18 protein-coding genes are annotated in these 17,579 nt (G+C 61.8%); 12 read left to right on the forward strand and 6 right to left on the reverse strand.

Features of this window, described 5'->3' with window-relative positions; genetic code table 11:
• Positions 1 to 25: 25 nt before the first annotated feature.
• The 9 genes from NKI39_RS01640 to NKI39_RS01680 all read left to right on the forward strand — a co-directional run bounded on the left by NKI39_RS01640 (position 26) and on the right by NKI39_RS01680 (position 10,657).
• Positions 26 to 676 (forward strand): RNA-binding protein, encoded by a 651-nt coding sequence (locus tag NKI39_RS01640; protein ID WP_352541262.1) that lies wholly within the window; start codon positions 26 to 28, stop codon positions 674 to 676.
• Positions 673 to 3,240, forward strand: coding sequence for a translation initiation factor IF-2 (gene infB / locus NKI39_RS01645; RefSeq protein ID WP_352470067.1), 2,568 nt, complete (start codon positions 673 to 675; stop codon positions 3,238 to 3,240). The genes NKI39_RS01640 and infB overlap by 4 nt, the downstream gene beginning before the upstream one ends.
• A 16-nt stretch (positions 3,241 to 3,256) precedes the next feature.
• On the forward strand, positions 3,257 to 3,712 hold the full coding sequence (locus NKI39_RS01650; protein ID WP_352830455.1) for a hypothetical protein: 456 nt from the start codon (positions 3,257 to 3,259) through the stop codon (positions 3,710 to 3,712).
• 215 nt (positions 3,713 to 3,927) lie between these two features.
• A complete protein-coding gene (rbfA, locus tag NKI39_RS01655) occupies positions 3,928 to 4,353 on the forward strand; it encodes a 30S ribosome-binding factor RbfA (RefSeq protein WP_352541264.1) in 426 nt (141 codons plus the stop codon).
• Positions 4,353 to 5,306 (forward strand): tRNA pseudouridine(55) synthase TruB, encoded by a 954-nt coding sequence (gene truB / locus NKI39_RS01660; RefSeq protein WP_352541265.1) that lies wholly within the window; start codon positions 4,353 to 4,355, stop codon positions 5,304 to 5,306. The genes rbfA and truB overlap by 1 nt, the downstream gene beginning before the upstream one ends.
• Positions 5,307 to 5,452: 146 nt before the next feature.
• Complete coding sequence (gene corA, locus NKI39_RS01665) at positions 5,453 to 6,547, forward strand: magnesium/cobalt transporter CorA (protein WP_352613885.1); 1,095 nt, start codon at positions 5,453 to 5,455, stop codon at positions 6,545 to 6,547.
• A 140-nt stretch (positions 6,548 to 6,687) separates the two neighbouring features.
• Positions 6,688 to 6,999, forward strand: coding sequence for a 30S ribosomal protein S15 (gene rpsO, locus NKI39_RS01670; protein ID WP_280940423.1), 312 nt, complete (start codon positions 6,688 to 6,690; stop codon positions 6,997 to 6,999).
• A 407-nt stretch (positions 7,000 to 7,406) separates the two neighbouring features.
• Positions 7,407 to 9,554, forward strand: coding sequence for a polyribonucleotide nucleotidyltransferase (gene pnp, locus NKI39_RS01675; protein ID WP_023676908.1), 2,148 nt, complete (start codon positions 7,407 to 7,409; stop codon positions 9,552 to 9,554).
• 89 nt (positions 9,555 to 9,643) lie between these two features.
• Positions 9,644 to 10,657 carry a class I SAM-dependent methyltransferase gene (locus NKI39_RS01680; protein WP_352767033.1) on the forward strand — a complete coding sequence of 338 codons (1,014 nt, stop codon included), beginning with the start codon at positions 9,644 to 9,646 and terminating at the stop codon, positions 10,655 to 10,657.
• A gap of 36 nt (positions 10,658 to 10,693) precedes the next feature.
• On the opposite strand, the gene fabI is transcribed toward NKI39_RS01680, so the two are convergent.
• The 3 genes from fabI to fabA form a co-directional block, all read right to left on the reverse strand.
• Positions 10,694 to 11,506: an enoyl-ACP reductase FabI gene (gene fabI, locus NKI39_RS01685; RefSeq protein WP_352613887.1), complete on the reverse strand. Its 813-nt coding sequence runs from the start codon at positions 11,504 to 11,506 to the stop codon at positions 10,694 to 10,696.
• A 13-nt stretch (positions 11,507 to 11,519) separates the two neighbouring features.
• Positions 11,520 to 12,740 (reverse strand): beta-ketoacyl-ACP synthase I, encoded by a 1,221-nt coding sequence (gene fabB, locus NKI39_RS01690; protein WP_352830458.1) that lies wholly within the window; start codon positions 12,738 to 12,740, stop codon positions 11,520 to 11,522.
• A 120-nt stretch (positions 12,741 to 12,860) separates the two neighbouring features.
• Positions 12,861 to 13,379, reverse strand: coding sequence for a 3-hydroxyacyl-[acyl-carrier-protein] dehydratase FabA (fabA, locus tag NKI39_RS01695; protein ID WP_352470073.1), 519 nt, complete (start codon positions 13,377 to 13,379; stop codon positions 12,861 to 12,863).
• A 240-nt stretch (positions 13,380 to 13,619) separates the two neighbouring features.
• Here fabA and irrA point away from each other — a divergent pair, with 240 nt between their 5' ends.
• Positions 13,620 to 14,051 (forward strand): iron response transcriptional regulator IrrA, encoded by a 432-nt coding sequence (irrA, locus tag NKI39_RS01700; RefSeq protein ID WP_023676913.1) that lies wholly within the window; start codon positions 13,620 to 13,622, stop codon positions 14,049 to 14,051.
• Positions 14,052 to 14,061: 10 nt separating this feature from the next.
• The gene (locus tag NKI39_RS01705; protein ID WP_352613888.1) at positions 14,062 to 14,421 is read left to right on the forward strand and encodes a DUF4260 domain-containing protein; all 360 of its coding nucleotides are present in this window, start codon (positions 14,062 to 14,064) and stop codon (positions 14,419 to 14,421) included.
• An 81-nt stretch (positions 14,422 to 14,502) separates the two neighbouring features.
• Here NKI39_RS01705 and NKI39_RS01710 read toward each other — a convergent pair whose 3' ends face one another.
• Complete coding sequence (locus tag NKI39_RS01710; protein WP_352541270.1) at positions 14,503 to 15,060, reverse strand: SH3 domain-containing protein; 558 nt, start codon at positions 15,058 to 15,060, stop codon at positions 14,503 to 14,505.
• 156 nt (positions 15,061 to 15,216) lie between these two features.
• Between NKI39_RS01710 and NKI39_RS01715 the strand changes: the two genes are divergently transcribed.
• Complete coding sequence (locus tag NKI39_RS01715; protein ID WP_352470076.1) at positions 15,217 to 16,218, forward strand: 2-hydroxyacid dehydrogenase; 1,002 nt, start codon at positions 15,217 to 15,219, stop codon at positions 16,216 to 16,218.
• Between the two features lie 64 nt (positions 16,219 to 16,282).
• Here NKI39_RS01715 and NKI39_RS01720 read toward each other — a convergent pair whose 3' ends face one another.
• Positions 16,283 to 16,771, reverse strand: coding sequence for a GNAT family N-acetyltransferase (locus NKI39_RS01720; RefSeq protein ID WP_352613890.1), 489 nt, complete (start codon positions 16,769 to 16,771; stop codon positions 16,283 to 16,285).
• Entirely contained in the window at positions 16,768 to 17,529 is a 762-nt protein-coding gene (locus tag NKI39_RS01725) for a molybdopterin-synthase adenylyltransferase MoeB (RefSeq protein WP_352470078.1), read from the reverse strand. The genes NKI39_RS01720 and NKI39_RS01725 overlap by 4 nt, the downstream gene beginning before the upstream one ends.
• Positions 17,530 to 17,579 lie beyond the last annotated feature (50 nt).

Here is a 17,579-nt window from a genome sequence, read left to right on the forward strand (position 1 = left end):
CGCACCGAACCCGCCCTTGGACGAGATGAACGATCGCACCTGCATCGTCACCCGCAGGCAAGCCGAACCGGATGAACTGATCCGTTTCGTCGTCGGCCCGGGTTCGGCCGTCGTTCCGGACATCAAGAGAAACCTGCCCGGCCGCGGTTGCTGGGTGACGGCCGACCGCCTACATATAGAAAAGGCAGCGGCCAAAAATCTGTTTGCCCGTGCTTTTAAGGCACAGGTGAGCGTGCCGGCCGATCTTGGCGGCATGGTCGACGCGCTACTTTCCAGGTCCGCTCTGGGCATGCTTGGCCTGGCCCGCAAGGCGGGCGCCATAGCGCTCGGAGCGACCAAGGTCGAGAGCGCCGTGCGCGGCGGACTTGCACTTTTCGTGCTCCACGCGACCGAGGCTTCCGACGATGGCGTCCGCAAGATAAGCCAGGCGCGACGGGCAACCGTCCACCTTGGCGGGCCTGCGATCCGCGCTTACAAACTTTTCTCCGAGGCCGAGTTGAGCTTGGCATTGGGGGGTACAAATGTGATACATGCTGCCGTTCTCGCGGGAGACGCGGGCAGGGCGGTCCAGAAGCGCATGGTTGCGCTCGACCGATATCGGGGCGGTTCCCCGGACGATCTGGCAATGCTTGCGGCCGTTGCTGACGAAGATGATGCCGCAGAGGATATGGAATGAGCGATACGAAATCGGGCGACGACAAGACGCTGAGTGTTACGCCGAAGAAGACCTTGACGCTGAAGCGCCCCGGCATGGAACAGGGCACGGTGCGCCAGAACTTCTCGCACGGCCGCACCAAGTCGGTGGTCGTCGAGACCAAGAAGCGCAAGTTCTCGCTGCCCGGCGACAAGCCGGAGCCGGCGGCAGCGCCTGTGTCCGTCTTCACGCCGAAGCCGGTCGCGGCAGCGCCTGCCGTGCAGGAAGCTCCCAAGGCGCCTCCCCCTCCGCCGCCGGTCGAACGCGGCGGCATGGTGCTGAACGAGTTGTCGCGCCAGGAAATGGAAGCACGCCGCCGGGCTCTCGAGGGCTCGAAGGTCCGCGATGTCGAGGATCGCCAGCGCGCCATCGAGGAAGCCAAGCGCCGCAGCGAGGACGAAGAGCGCCGCCGCCGCGAGCGCGAGGAATCGGCTCGCCGTCAGGCCGAGGAAGAGGCACGGCTGCAAGCCGAGGCCGAATCCCGCCGCCGTGCCGAGGAAGAGGCGCGCCGCCGTGCGCCGCTCGCCGCCGAACTGGCAACAGTCGATGACGAGGAAGAGGTCAAACCGAAGCGGACCGGTGCCGGCGCACCAGTGCGCCGTCTGGTTACGCCGGAAGTGGCGCGTCCGGCCAAACCGACCAAGGGCGAGGAAGACCGCCGCCGCGGCAAGCTGACTCTGAATTCGGCGCTTTCCGACGAGGATGCGCGCGCCCGCTCGCTCTCGTCGATGCGCCGCCGTCAGGAGAAATTCAAGCGCGCGTTGCATAACGAGCCACGCGAGAAAGTCATGCGTGAAGTGATCCTGCCCGAAACCATCACCATCCAGGAGCTGGCGCAGCGCATGTCCGAGCGCGCTGTCGACGTGGTCAAGTTCTTCATGAAGCAGGGCCAGATCCTGAAGCCTGGTGACGTCATCGACGCCGACACGGCCGAACTCGTCGCCACCGAATTTGGCCACACGGTCCGCCGCGTCGCCGAGTCCGACATCGAAGAGGGCTTGTTCAACATCGCCGATCGTCCCGAGGACCTGCAGCCGCGTCCGCCGGTGGTAACGATCATGGGTCATGTCGATCACGGCAAGACCTCGTTGCTCGATGCCATCCGCAATGCCAACGTCGTCTCCGGCGAGGCCGGCGGCATTACCCAGCATATCGGCGCCTATCAGGTCGAGAAGAACGCTCACAAGGTTACCTTCATCGACACGCCCGGCCACGCCGCCTTCACGGCAATGCGTGCCCGCGGTGCCCAGGCGACCGATATCGCCATCCTCGTGGTGGCAGCCGACGACAGCGTCATGCCGCAGACGATCGAATCGATCAATCACGCCAAGGCGGCCGGCGTTCCGATCATTGTGGCGATCAACAAGATCGACAAGCATGACGCCGACCCGCAGAAGGTGCGTTCGGAACTGCTGCGCCACGAGGTGTTCGTCGAATCCATGGGCGGTGAGGTGCTGGATGTCGAGGTGTCGGCGACCAAGGGCATCAATCTCGACAAGTTGCTCGAAGCGATCCTGCTGCAGGCCGAAATCCTCGACCTGAAGGCCAATCCGGACCGCACCGCCGAAGGCGTGGTCATCGAAGCCCAGCTCGACAAGGGCCGCGGCCCAGTCGCTACCGTGCTGGTGCAAACCGGCACGTTGATGCCGGGCGACATTCTCGTCGCCGGCAACGAATGGGGCCGGGTACGCGCACTCGTCAATGATCGCGGCGAGCAGGTCAAGGAAGCGCCGCCGGCAATGCCGGTGGAGGTGCTCGGCCTGCAAGGCACGCCGCAGGCCGGCGACCGCTTCGCCGTGGTCAACAACGAAGCCCGCGCCCGCGAGATCACCGAATATCGCCAGCGTCTGGCGCGTGAGAAGGCGGTGGCCAGGCATGCCGGCCAGCGCGGCTCGCTTGAACAGATGATGTCGCAGTTGCAGACCAGCGGATTGAAGGAATTCCCGCTGGTCATCAAGGGCGACGTGCAGGGCTCGATCGAGGCGATCAACGCCGCGCTCGACAATCTCGGCACCGACGAGGTGCGCGCCCGCATCGTCCATGCGGGGGCTGGCGGCATTACCGAAAGCGACGTGTCGCTGGCGGAAACTTCGGGGGCTGCGATCATCGGCTTCAACGTTCGCGCCAATGCGCAGGCCCGCGCAGCCGCGGCTGCGGCAGGCATCGAGATCCGCTACTATTCGATCATCTACAATCTGGTCGATGATGTGAAAGCGGCGCTCTCCGGCCTGCTCTCGCCGGAGCGTCGCGAGACCTTCATCGGCAATGCCGAGATCCTCGAGATCTTCGACATCACCAAGGTCGGCAAGATCGCCGGCTGCCGTGTCACCGAAGGCAAGGTCGAGCGTGGTGCGGGCGTCCGCCTGATCCGGGACAACGTCGTCATCCACGAAGGCACGCTGAAGACCCTGAAGCGCTTCAAGGACGAGGTTTCGGAAGTTCCGGGCGGCCAGGAATGCGGCATGGCCTTCCAGAACTACGAGGACATGCGCGTCGGCGACGTCATCGAGTGCTTCCGCGTCGAGATGGTGACCAGGACGCTGTAAAGCGCTTGGCACCGATATGGGCCAGGACGCTTCAAATCTGGAAGGTATGTTCCCTCTATGGGAATATACCTTCCAAACAAATGATACGCAGCTTAAACGTGCTGCGCGTTCGTTTTCCGACCTGCGGTATGGTCGATCCAGGCGTTGGATTCTCACAGGTCTTGCTTGGCTGATTTTGATAGCCTCAGTTCTTTTGATTATCTGGACATCTGCGTTGGCCGTCGCTCTGCTGGAGTACCTTTCAAAGGGCGTGGTCTCCAGTGAGACAATTTACGTTCTCGCCCCAATTGCGATGGGGACTATATATATTATAGTAGCTCGTAGTTTTCTTGGTTTCTTTAAAAGGAAAGTAAATAATAAGAAAATTGGCAATATCACCGAACCGGTAAAGATCTTCGATGGGTATATTATTCAGTTTTTGGACTCGATAAAGAATCGAAGGATAGAACGGGTGCAACTGAGCAACGACTAGCTGTTTTTCCTCATAGATAACGGTACCCATTTCGTTTTTATCCCAAGGGATGTCGTTCCCGCCGATGCGCTCGAGAAAATAAAAATCTGGGCAACTCAGGCTCGGTCGTAGAACGAAGACCTATTAAGGTCAGTTGCCCAGGGTAGCCAAACCTGCCCAACGGCGTTAAGTCAGCGGTTTGAGGCGGTTCGAACCCGCGCGAAGGAAGAATTTTCATGCCAAGACCACCATCGGCTGGCCCATCCCAGCGTATGCTTCGCGTCGGCGAGCAGGTGCGCCATGCTCTGTCGGAAACCTTGCAACGTGGCGAGATCCTCGATCCGTTGATCGAGAATGCCGTGGTGTCGGTCTCGGAAGTGCGCATGTCGCCCGATCTGAAGATCGCCACCGCCTTCGTCTCGCCGCTTGGCGCCAAGGATGCCGGCGTGGTGGTCGAAGCGCTCAACAAGCATGCGAAGTTCGTCCGCGGCCGTGTCTCCGGCGCGCTGCGGCAGATGAAGTACATGCCGGAATTCCGCTTCCGGCTCGACACCAGCTACGACAATTTCCAGAAGATCAACGAATTGCTGCACTCGCCCGAAGTGGCGCGCGATCTCAGCGCCGACGACAAAGACAAAGACGACCGGAAGGACAGCGAATAGTGGCGCGTCGCGGCAAGAAGAAGGGCCGGCCGATCTCGGGCTGGCTGGTACTGGACAAGCCGGTCGGCATGGGCTCGACTGAAGCCGTCGCCAAGATCAAATGGCTGTTCCAGGCGGAAAAGGCCGGCCATGCCGGCACGCTCGACCCGCTGGCGTCCGGCATGCTGCCGATCGCGCTCGGCGAAGCGACCAAGACCGTGCCATACGTCCAGGACGGCGCCAAGGTCTACCGCTTCACGGTTGCCTGGGGCGAGGAGCGTTCGACCGACGACCTCGAAGGCCCGGCGACCAAAAGCTCGGACCGCCGTCCGGCGGAAGCCGACGTACGGGCGCTGCTTTCGAAATATACCGGCGTCATCATGCAGACGCCGCCGCAATTTTCGGCGATCAAGATCGCCGGCGAGCGCGCCTACGACCTTGCCCGCGATGGCGAGACGATCGACATTCCACCACGCGAGGTAGAGATCGGCCGGCTCGACCTGGTCGAGCACATGGCAGATCGCACCATCTTCGAGGTCGAATGCGGCAAGGGCACCTATGTCCGCTCGCTGGCGCGCGACATGGGGCGCGACCTTGGCTGTTTTGGTCACATCGCCGAGCTGCGGCGGGTCGAGGTCGAGCCGTTCACGCAGGAAGATTTCGTCACCTTGGCCGAGTTGGAGGCCGCCCGCTTCGGCGAGCAGGGCGAGCCGCAAGCAGCAGACGCGCCGATCGACTTCGGTACCATCGATGCCCTTCTGCTCGACACCGCCGCGGCGCTCGAATGCTTGCCGCAGGTTGCGATCAGCGACGATGCGGCAACCAAAATCCGCCTCGGCAATCCGGTCATCATTCGCGGCCGTGACGCGCCGGTAGAAGCGGAGGAGGCCTGCGCCACCGCGCGCGGCAAGCTGGTCGCCATCGGCGCCATCGAGCAAGGCATGTTCAAGCCAAAGCGGGTCTTTGTCGGGTAACAGCTGTCGCCCGGCGCATGATCTCCAAACCGGATTCTATTTTGGGAAAGGATCATGCGCTAAATCAACAGGCCTACGGCGTCGTTTGCAGTCCGAAAGGATGCGCTGCGCTGTAGTGCCGTTCGACGCTGCACTCGAGGGGGCACATGGCAAAGGCTGACACGGTCAACAAACGAGCGGCGCTCAAAACACGGAGGCCGCCGGTCGGGGCTTCGCCCGGCACGCTGATCGCCGACCCGGCGGCACGCCGTTCCGAGCTCAGGCTGACGTTGATCTCGCCCGAAAAGTTCAAGACCATCGACAATGCCAGCATCGACGACGTCAACACCCATTGCCACAATTGGCCGGTTATCTGGCTCGATTGCACAGGCCTCGCCAACATCCAGCTGATCGAGGAGATCGGCCGGATCTTCAACCTGCATCCGTTGGCGCTGGAAGATGTCGTCAACACCGGCCAGCGGCCGAAGGTGGATTTCTTCGAGGACCATGCCTTTGTCGTCGTCAGGATGATCGACGATGTCACCGCGCATCGCTACGAACAGATCGCCGTCTTCTTCGGCAGGAACTTCGTCGTCACCTTCCAGGAGCGCGAAGGCGACCCGTTCGATCCCGTGCGCAAGCGGATCGCAAGCTCGGTGCCCAACCGCTTGCGCTCGCGCGGCGCCGACTATCTCGCCTATGCTTTGATCGACGCCATCGTCGACAGCTATTTCCCGCCGATCGAGGCTGCCGGCGAATTGGTCGACAGCATTGAGGACCAAATGCTGAACCAGGCGCACAAGCATCAGATGCGGCAGCTTCACGAATTGCGGCGCGATGCCAATGTGCTGAAGGGCGTGCTTTGGCCGATGCGCGACGCGCTGGCGACCATGATCCGCAACGACGTCTCTTATGTGAAGGCCGAAACCAAGATATTTCTGAACGACACGCTCGATCATTCGCTGCGATTGATCGAACTGGTCGAAACCCAGCGCGACATGCTGACCGGCCTGATCGAGATGCACTTGTCGCTCAGCCAGGCGCGCACCAACGACGTCATCAGCTATCTGACGATCGTCTCGGTGATCTTCATGCCGCTTACCTTTCTCGTCGGCGTATGGGGCATGAATTTCGACCCCGACACCTCGCCCTGGAACATGCCGGAGCTGAAGGCCTATTACGGCTATCCGCTGTCGCTCGCCTTCATGGCGCTTGTTGCGGTCGGGCTCTTTGCGTACTTCAAATGGAAGAAATGGCTCTGACTAGGCGGAAGTGCCCGTTTATGCAGCAAAAAGCCGGCTTGTGAATTAGGCTGGCCTTTTTGTCGGAATTGCACTATATGCGCCGCAGCTTCGCGCTTTGACGCGTTGCTTGCACCGGCCCCTGCTGGACGACATCCCGGCTGAGGGCGTCCCGTTTCCTCAAACAGACAAGGAAAAACACGATGTCGATTACTGCCGAACGCAAGAAGGAATTGATGGGCGAATTCGCAACCGCCAAGGGCGATACCGGGTCTCCGGAAGTCCAGGTGGCCATCCTTTCCGAGCGCATCAAGAACCTGACCGATCATTTCAAGGACCACAAGAAGGATAACCATTCCCGCCGTGGTCTGCTCGCTCTCGTTTCCCAGCGCCGCAGCCTGCTTGATTATCTCAAGCGCAAGGACGACGCGCGCTATCAGACGCTGATCGAGAAGCTCGGTCTGCGCCGTTGACGAATTGACCGGCGGGTTCTTTCGAGAGCCCGCCGGTCGCGCATTGGAGCATCGGGTCATCCAAGGCTCCATGAAGGAAGTAGAGCGCCGCGCATCGGTTTGGATGCGCAAAGGACGCTCTGAAGTTTAGATTTGCGCAGGATATTTTCCGAAAACCTGGTTTTCGGGTTCACGCGCAAGGCCACTCGGATCGATTGGCCAACCCGGTTTCGAAACAGCAGAGGGCCGCTCGAAACCGCCCATGGACGGTCATGGGGCAGGATTGCAGGACGCTCGTGCGGCAAATGCGCTGAATAGCCGAGCTTCCCGTTGTCTTGCCCGTGGCTGCCCGAGAAAGGAAGCCAAGGGAAAGGGGCATCCGCGCACGCTGAAACGGCGCGGCCCTTTCCGCATACGAAGGACAAGACATGTTCAATTACCACAAAGTGGAAATCGAATGGGGCGGCCGTCCGCTCATTCTCGAAACCGGCAAGATCGCACGTCAGGCTGATGGCGCGGTGCTGGCCACCTACGGCGAAACCAAGGTTCTCGCCACCGTCGTCTCGATGAAAGAGCCGAAACCCGGCCTCGATTTCTTCCCGCTGACGGTCAACTACCAGGAGAAGACTTACGCCGCCGGCAAGATCCCGGGTGGCTATTTCAAGCGTGAAGGCCGTCCGAGCGAGAAGGAAACGCTGGTTTCCCGCCTGATCGACCGCCCGATCCGGCCGCTCTTCGCCGAAGGCTACAAGAACGACACCCAGATCGTCGTCACCGTCGTCCAGCACGATCTCGAAAATGACCCGGACATCCTGTCGATCGTCGCCACCTCCGCCGCCCTGACCTTGTCCGGCGTGCCGTTCATGGGTCCGGTTGGCGGCGCCCGCGTCGGCTACATCAACGGCGAATACGTGCTCAACCCGCATGTCGACGAGATGCAGGAATCGAAGCTCGACCTAGTCGTCGCCGGCACCGCCGACGCCGTGCTGATGGTCGAGTCCGAAGCCAAGGAACTCGGCGAGGACCTTATGCTCGGCGCCGTCATGTTCGGCCACAGGGGCTTCCAGCCGGTGATCGACGCGATCATCAAGCTGGCTGAAGTCGCGGCAAAGGACCCGCGCGACTTCAACGCGCCGGACTATTCCGCACTTGAAGCCGAGATGCTCAAGATCGTCGAAGGCGAGCTTCGCGACGCCTACAAGATCACCGACAAGCAGAAGCGCTATGCCGCCGTCGACGCCGTCAAGGCGAAGGTCAAGGCCGCGTTCGCGCCGGCAGAAGGCGAAGAGGCCAAATACACGTCCGAACAGATCGGCACCGTGTTCAAGGAGCTCCAGGCCAAGGTCGTGCGCTGGAACATCCTCGACACCGGCTCGCGCATCGACGGCCGCGACCTGAAGACGGTCCGCAAGATCGTCTCGGAAGTCGGCGTCCTGCCGCGCACGCACGGCTCGGCGCTGTTCACTCGCGGCGAGACCCAGGCGCTGGTCGTCGCCACGCTCGGCACCGGCGAGGACGAGCAGTATGTCGATTCGTTGACCGGCATGTACAAGGAGAAGTTCCTCCTGCACTACAACTTCCCTCCCTATTCGGTCGGTGAAACCGGCCGCATGGGTTCGCCGGGCCGCCGCGAAATCGGCCATGGCAAGCTCGCCTGGCGCGCCATCCGGCCGATGCTGCCGACCGCCGACCAGTTCCCCTATACGTTGCGCGTCGTTTCGGAGATCACCGAGTCCAACGGCTCGTCGTCGATGGCTACCGTCTGCGGCACCTCGCTGGCTCTGATGGACGCGGGCGTGCCGCTTGCCAAGCCGGTCGCCGGCATTGCGATGGGCCTGATCAAGGAAGGCGAGCGCTTCGCCGTGCTCTCCGACATCCTTGGCGACGAGGACCACCTCGGCGACATGGACTTCAAGGTTGCCGGCACCGCCTACGGCATCACCTCGCTGCAGATGGACATCAAGATCGAGGGCATCACCGAGGAGATCATGAAGATCGCCCTCGACCAGGCCAAGGATGGCCGTCAGTACATTCTCGGCGAAATGGCCCACGCGCTGTCCGGCGCACGTGCCGAGCTCGGCGAGTTCGCGCCGCGCATCGAGGTCATGCACATCCCGACCGACAAGATCCGCGACGTGATCGGCTCGGGCGGCAAGGTCATCCGCGAGATCGTCGAAAAGACCGGCGCCAAGATCAACATCGAGGACGACGGCACCGTCAAGATCGCCTCGGCCAATGCCAAGGAGATCGAGGCGGCGAAGAAGTGGATACACACCATCGTCGCCGAGCCGGAAGTCGGTGAAATCTACGAAGGCACGGTCGTCAAGACCGCCGACTTCGGCGCTTTCGTCAATTTCTTCGGTCCGCGTGACGGCCTCGTCCACATCTCGCAACTCGCCAATGACCGCGTCGCCAAGACCTCCGATGTGGTCAAGGAAGGCGACAAGGTCTGGGTCAAGCTGATGGGCTTCGACGAGCGCGGCAAGGTCCGCCTGTCGATGAAGGTCGTCGACCAGGCCACCGGCAAGGAAATCGTTCGCGACAAGAAGAGCGAAGGCGAAGAAAACGCCGCCTAAGCTGATCTAACTATGCAATCGAAGCGGGCGCGCCGGAAGGTCGCGCCCGTTTGCGTTTCAACAACAGCCTTGCAGTTCAAGAGTGGTGAATGTCCGCCGAGCCGCTGAAAACGCTTTTCCATCCGTTCGAGGCCGGTGCTGTCTCCCTGCCACGAAAGGATGAACGCATACTCTTTCTCGGTGCCGAGCCCGGCTTTCGCTTGCCCGAAAGTTTTGATGCCAAGCTTCATCTTGTCCAAGGCTTCAGGCCGCACTTTCGCGCCTTGCAGGCGTCCGGCTTCGCGGTCACGCCGCAGGTCGAAGGCGAGGCTTTCGACGCGGCATTTGTGCTCGCTGGCCGCCATCGCGGCCAAAACGAGTTGCGCGTTGCCGAAGCGGTCGAACGCGCAGCACCAGGCGGGTTGATCGTCGTCGCCGGCAGCAAGGACGATGGAATCGCCAGCCTGCGCAAGCATGTCGGCGCCCTTGTGCCGCTCGAAGGCCACCTGCCGAAGCATCACGGCATTGCCTTCTGGTTTCGCCGGCCGGCCGATACCGTTGCCGCGGCAACGCTTCGCGCCGCCAATCCGGACTTGGTGGTCGAGGACCGCTTCCGCACGGCCCCAGGCATGTTTTCCTTCGACAAGATCGATGCCGGATCGAAGCTGCTAGTCGAAAATCTGCCCAACGATCTGCGTGGCAGCGTTGCGGACTTCTGTGCCGGTTGGGGCTATGTCGCCGCCGAAGTCGCCGCCCGCTCACCCGGCATATCGGCGCTTGACCTTTACGAAGCGGATTTCGAGGCGCTGGAGGCGGCCAAGGCCAATGTCGGCAACACAGGCGTGGAGCCACGTTTCTTCTGGATAGATCTGTTGAGCGAACCGGTCGAGCGCCGCTACGACGTGGTCGTCATGAACCCGCCCTTTCACCGCAGCCGGGCGACTGAGCCGGAAATCGGTGCCGGCATGATCCGCGCGGCAGGCAAGGCGCTGAAGCCCGGCGGCCGGCTGTTCATGGTGGCAAACCGCCAGCTTCCCTACGAACCGGTGCTGGCGGCCGCCTTCTCCAGCCATGCGGAGCTCGCCCGCGACGGCATGTTCAAGGTCTTATCGGCGCGACGCTGAAATCCTGCGGGGCAAGCCGGCGATACGTCGCTCGCGCTATTCCCGCCCGCCGTCGGTCTGCTTCAATTCGTCAAGCGTCGGCATGGAAACGATGTGATAGCCGGAATCGACATAATGGATTTCGCCGGTGACGCCGGAGGACAGGTCGGACAGCAAATAGAGCGCGGAGCCGCCGACTTCATCGATCGTCACTGTACGGCGTAGCGGCGAGTTGCGCTGCTGGTAGGAGAACATGTGGCGTGCGTCGGAAATCCCGGCGCCCGCAAGCGTCCGTACCGGTCCCGCCGATATGCCGTTCACCCTGATGCCGCGCGGGCCGTAGTCGTTGGCGAGATAGCGGACGCTGGCCTCCAGCCCCGCCTTGGCGACACCCATAACGTTGTAGTTCGGCATGACACGGACCGAACCGGCATAGGTCAGCGTGACCATCGAACCGCTATCCTTCATCAATGTGGCGGCGTGACGGGCGATCTCGGTGAAGGAGTAGCAGGAGATCACCATGGTGCGGATGAAGTTGTCGCGGCTCGTGTCGGCGTAGAGGCCTTTCAGCTCGTTCTTGTCGGAAAAGCCGATGGCATGGACGACGAAATCCAGCCCGCCCCACGCCTTCCCCAAAGTCTCGAAAGTCGCGGCGACCGACACGCTGTCCTCGACGTCGCAAGGCACCACCAGGGATGCGCCCAATTTCTCGGCGAGCGGCTTGACCCGGCGCCCGAAGGCCTCGCCCTGATAGGTGAAGGCGAGGTCCGCGCCATGTTCGGACAGTTTGCGGGCGATACCCCAGGCGATCGAATGATCGTTGGCAACACCCATGACAAGCCCGCGCTTGCCCTTCATCAATCCGTCCATGGTCGGCAAATCCTTATGCGGAATAGCGCTGGAAAATCAGCGTTGCGTTGGTGCCACCGAAACCGAACGAATTGGACAAAACGGTGTCGATCCTTGCATCGTCGATGCGCTTGCGCACGATCGGCATGCCCTCGAATTCCGGATCGAGGTTCTCAATGTGGGCGCTCTCGCCGATGAAGCCGCCTTGCATCATCAGGATCGAGTAGATCGATTCCTGCACGCCGGCGGCGCCCAGACAATGGCCGGTTAACGATTTGGTCGACGTGATGAAAGGCATCTTCTCGCCGAACACCTCGCGGATGGCGCCCATTTCCTTGGAGTCGCCGACCGGCGTCGAGGTGCCGTGCGTATTGATGTAGTCGACCGGCGAGGACACCGTTGCGAGCGCCTGCTTCATGCAGCGCGCCGCGCCTTCGCCCGACGGCGCCACCATGTCGTAGCCGTCCGATGTCGCGCCATAGCCGACGATCTCGGCATAGATCTTGGCGCCGCGTGCCTTGGCATGCTCGAGCTCTTCAAGAATCAGCACGCCGGCGCCGCCGGCAATGACGAAACCGTCGCGATCGACGTCGTAGGCGCGTGAGGCGACCGACGCCCTGTCGTTGAACTTGGACGACATGGCGCCCATGGCATCGAAGAGATCCGACATCGTCCAGTCGAGATCCTCATGGCCGCCGGCGAAGACGATGTCCTGCTTGCCCCACTGAATCAGCTCGTAGCCATTGCCGATGCAATGCGCAGACGTCGAGCAGGCCGATGAGATCGAATAGTTGACGCCGTGGATCTTGAACCAGGTGGCAAGCGTCGCCGACGCGGTCGACGACATCGCTTTTGGCACCGCGAACGGCCCGATCCGCTTGGGGCTGCCGTTTTTGATCGTGGTCTCGGCCGCCTCGACGATTGCACGGGTCGACGGTCCGCCGGAGCCCATCACGATACCGGTGCGCTCATTGGTGATGTCGGCCTCGTCGAGGCCGGCGTCTGCGATCGCCTGGTCCATTGCGACATGGTTCCAGGCAGCACCCTGCGACAGGAAGCGCATGGCGCGACGGTCGATCATGCCCGACGGGTCCAGCGTCGGCGCACCCCACACCCGGCAACGGAAGCCATGCTCGGCGAAAGAGTCGGAGAAGCTGATGCCGGATCTGGCATCGTGCAGCGAGGTCTGCACCTCGTTGGCATTGTTGCCTATCGACGACACGATTCCGAGACCTGTGACTACGACCCGTCTCATTCGCAACTCCTTCCAGCGGACCCCGAACCTGAAATCAATTTCCGGAATGGAACCATGCGCAAAATTAAAGTGCTACAGCGTTCATCAGACGTCCAAGACGTCGTACTGCAGGGTCTTCGTTCAGACGGCGGCCGATTGCTTGGACAGACCGACCTTCAGATCCGTTGCCGCGTATATGGGCTCGCCATCTGCCTTCAGCCAGCCATCGGCGATGCCAAGCACAAGCCGACCGCGCATCACGCGCTTGAAGTCGACGCCATACTCCACCTTCTTGACCGAAGGCGTGACCATGCCTTTGAACCTCACCTCACCGGTCGACAGCGCCATCCCCTTGCCGGGTTCACCGAGCCATCCGAGATAGAACCCCGTCAACTGCCACATGGCGTCCAGGCCCAGGCATCCCGGCATGATCGGATTACCGATGAAATGGCAGGCGAAAAACCACAAATCCGGCTTGATGTCGAATTCCGCGCGGATGAAACCCTTGTCGAACGCACCGCCGGTCTCGCTGATCTCGGTGATGCGGTCGAACATCAGCATCGGCGGATAGGGCAACTGCGCATTTCCCGGTCCGAACAGCTCGCCGCGGGCGCAGGCAAGCAATTCCTCGTAACCGTAGCTGGATTTCGGATCCGCCATCAATCTCGTCCCCGTGATCGTCCCGCGCGAAAGGAGCCCTTGTCGGTGGTTTCCTAACACAATCTGTTTCAGGCCGGAAACCGGCGTTTGCGCTTAACCTGCCCGTCTGCCCGGGTCAATGCGCGCTATTGATCGCATTCGGTCGACAGAATATATGTCAGGACACGTCCAGTTTCGGCAGATGCTCAATTTCTGCCATTTTGGACCTGTCTGAGGCGGAACTGTGAGCGCGACGGATAGATGGATCTGGGTTGCCGGAAGGATAATGTCGCTGTGGACAAGCGGGTTCGTGAGGCCGGTCTGAGGCCGACACGCCAGCGCATCGCGCTGGCCGATCTGCTTTTCGCCAAGGGCGACCGCCATCTTTCGGCCGAGGAACTGCACGAGGAGGCGCTTGCCGCCGGCGTGCCGGTGTCTCTGGCCACCGTTTACAATGCTCTGCACCAGTTTACCCAGGCCGGTCTTCTGCGCATCCTTGCCGTCGAGGGATCGAAGACTTATTTCGACACCAACACCTCCGATCACCATCATTTCTATATCGAGGGCGAAAACAGGATCTTCGATATCGACAGCGGCCCGGTGACGGTTTCCAACCTGCCGGAGCCGCCGGAGGGCATGGAGATCGCCAATGTCGATATCGTGGTGAGACTGCGTCCGAAACGCTGCGACTGACCGGCATCTTATGAAATTCCTGGATTTGACGCTCCGGCTCGAATGGGTCGCCGTCGCGGTGGCGGCTCTTGTCTTCTATGCAATCGCCGGTGTTTCCTGGTGGCTGTTTGCCGTGCTCATTCTGGCGCCCGACCTGTCGATGCTGGGTTACATCGCCGGGCCGCGCGTCGGGGCCGTCGCCTACAACGCCTTGCACACACTGATCTTGCCCGTTCTGCTGGCGCTTCTCGGCAGCGTCTTTGACAATGCAATGGCGATAGCTGTCGCGCTGATCTGGATCGCCCACATCGCCATCGACCGCGCTCTGGGCTACGGTTTGAAGCTGTCAAGCAGTTTCCAGGATACCCATCTCGGCCGCATCGGCCGCTAAACCATCCCCGAACCGAAGATCAGCGAAACAAATGCCGGATCCGGTGCTTCCAGCGCTGGCCCGACCTGCGGTTCGGAAAAGTCAGTTCTTGACCTTTTCGCCGGGATAGGCACCCCAGACCAGCGACTGCGCGAGCCAGCCGGTATGGCCGTCGAAGGTCATTTCGCACCACTGGCCATCGCAGGACTTGATCGTGCCCATCACCCCCGGTTCGAGGATCGCGATGACGCCTGCGTCTTTTGCCGGGTCGTCAAGGAGGTTGACGCGAGCGTCCTTGCCGCGCTGCCAGGGGGCGACGATCGCCGTGCGACGGCCCGAAAGCAGCGACTGATTGATCCAGCCTTCCGAGCCGTCGGCATCACGCACACGGCGCCACGTATCGAACTCCTGGATGATCTCCATCGGCAGGCCTGGCTTCATATACATCCAGTCGACGGAATAATTGACGCCCGGCCCAACGCGCGAGTTGACGCGGCCGGATTTCAGGCTGACGAAGCGCGGCAGCGGCAAGCCGCTTGGTCCGAGCGTGATGCTCTGGGCGGGTGCGGCGGCACTTTGCGCCATCACCAGTGGGCTATGGATGAGAGCGCCGAGGAATGCTGCACTGAGGGTCAGGCGGAGCGACGCGAAACCAGACACTTTCGTTCCTTTCGGCACCGGCCCATCGGCCTTCGCCCCTTTTTCTTTGTCTTCGGCGGAACCGCTTGTTACATGAATGACCGGTACCGCGATCGGCTCTCAGTTTCGCCGTTCTTGGTTAAAGAGGTCTCAACGAGATCGGGTTCGAGGAAAACAATGGCAGGCAAAAAGAAGCCCCTCGTCGTCATCACGCGCAAATTGCCCGACCCGGTCGAGACCCGCATGCGCGAGTTGTTCGACGCCCGCTTGAATGTGGAGGACAGGCCGATGACGCAGCCGGAACTGGTGGCTGCGGTCAAGGAGGCCGATGTGCTGGTGCCGACCGTCACCGATAATATCGACGCGGCGCTGATTGCCCAGGCCGGCGACAACCTCAAGCTGATCGCCAATTTCGGCAATGGGGTAGACAAGATCGACGTTGCGGCAGCGGCCAAGAAAGGCATCACCGTGACCAACACGCCGAACGTGCTGACCGAAGATACGGCCGACATGACCATGGCGCTGATGCTGGCCGTACCGCGGCGGCTGGCCGAAGGCGCCAACGTGCTGACCGGCGATAAGAAATGGGCGGGCTGGTCGCCGACCTGGATGCTCGGCCGGCGCATTTGGGGCAAACGGCTCGGCATTGTCGGCATGGGTCGCATCGGCACCGCCGTCGCCAGGCGTGCCAAGGCGTTTGGCCTCTCGATCCACTACCACAACCGCCACCGCGTACTGCCGGCAATCGAGGACGAGTTGGAAGCCACGTATTGGGAAAGCCTTGACCAGATGCTCGCCCGCATGGACATTATCTCGGTCAATTGTCCATCGACACCGGCAACCTTCCACCTGCTTTCGGCGCGGCGGCTGGCGCTTCTGCAACCGTCAGCTTACATAGTCAACACCGCGCGCGGCGATATCATCGATGAGGAATCGCTGGTCAAGCTCATCCATGACGGCAAGATCGCCGGCGCCGGCCTCGACGTCTACGAGCACGAGCCGGCGCTGAACAGCAAGCTGCTGAAACTCGCCCACAAAGGCAAGGTCGTGCTGTTGCCGCATATGGGCTCGGCGACGCTCGAAGGCCGTATCGACATGGGCGAGAAGGTAATCATCAACATCCGCGCCTTCTTCGACGGTCATCGCCCGCCCGACCGCGTGCTGCCGCTGCGGGCGTGACCGGCCATCGTGGCAGCGAATTCTGGTCGCGGCAGCTGCCTGCTCGCTTTTGGATAGCGTTTGCTTACAAAAGCACCTTGCGCATGGTGATTGAGGTCGGCCGGTCGTAACCTTTGTGTGCTGTCCGTTCGGTTTCGCGAAAGCCGAGGCGGGCGAAGGCAGCGTGGTTTCCAGTCAGTTCGACCCGGGTCTGGAGCTCGATGGCGGTCCTGTTGCGGCTGCGGGCAAGATCTTCGACGGCCTGCATCAGCTGTTTTCCAATGCCTTGTCCCTGAAGCGTCGGCTCGACCGCGAGCTTTCCAATATAGAGGTCGTCTGCGCGCTTCAGGACGAAGACGCAACCGACGATCTCGTTTCCCTTCAGTGCCAGGAATGCTGTCTCCTCCAGCGCTCTAGCCCTGAGATTTTCAACGGTGAGCCGATGCGCCGAGGACGGCGGGTCAATAACCTCGTCCATAAAGGCGAAGGCGCGCATGACCAGCGCCAGCACCTCGTCCCAACGGTCGAAATCGGCCGCAAGCTGCACGATGGAAACGTCGGCAGGCAGGCTCATGGGCTGGTTCGCTTGTAGCGGATCGTGTCGAAGCGTGCCGCCAGCGCATCGTAGAGCAGCAGTCGTCCGACCAGCGGCTCGCCAATCCCGGTGATCAGCTTGATCGCTTCCATGGCTTGCAGCGTGCCGATGACCCCGGTCAGCGCCCCGACAATGCCGGCCACCGCGCAGGATGGCACAAGTCCCGGCGGCGGCGCCTCGGGAAAGAGATCGCGGTAGCTTGGGTTCAACTTGCCGTCCGGGCCGGTTTCGAATGGCTTCAGTACGGTGACCGAGCCGTCGAAGCGGCCAACGGCGGCATGCACGAGCGGCCGGCTTTCCGCGGCGCAGGCGTCGGCCACCGCGTAGCGTGTCTCGAAATTGTCGGAGCCGTCAACGACGATGTCATAACGGGCAATGAGGGTAGGGGCGTTGTCGACGGTCAGCCTGAAATTGTGCTCTTCCACGACGACGTTTGGATTGATGCGGATGATCGCCGCTCTGGCACTGTCGGTTTTTGCCATGCCGACCATGTCCGTGCCGTGGATCACTTGTCGTTGCAGGTTGGAAAGCGAAACGATGTCGTCGTCGACGATACCGAGAGTGCCAATCCCTGCGGCGGCGAGATATTCGAGCACAGGCGCTCCCAATCCGCCGGCGCCAATGACGAGCACCCGCGCCCGCTTCAGCCGCTGCTGGCCGGCGCCGCCGATCTCGGGCAGCACGATGTGGCGGGCGTAGCGTTCGAGCTCTTCATCGGTGAGGGCGGCTGTGATCATCGCCGGACCATATAGCGGAGGAAAAAGCTTGTCAGGTATCAATGCATGCC

The organism is Mesorhizobium sp. M0664 (assembly GCF_040320565.1).
In the GTDB taxonomy this organism is placed as follows: Bacteria; Pseudomonadota; Alphaproteobacteria; order Rhizobiales; family Rhizobiaceae; genus Mesorhizobium.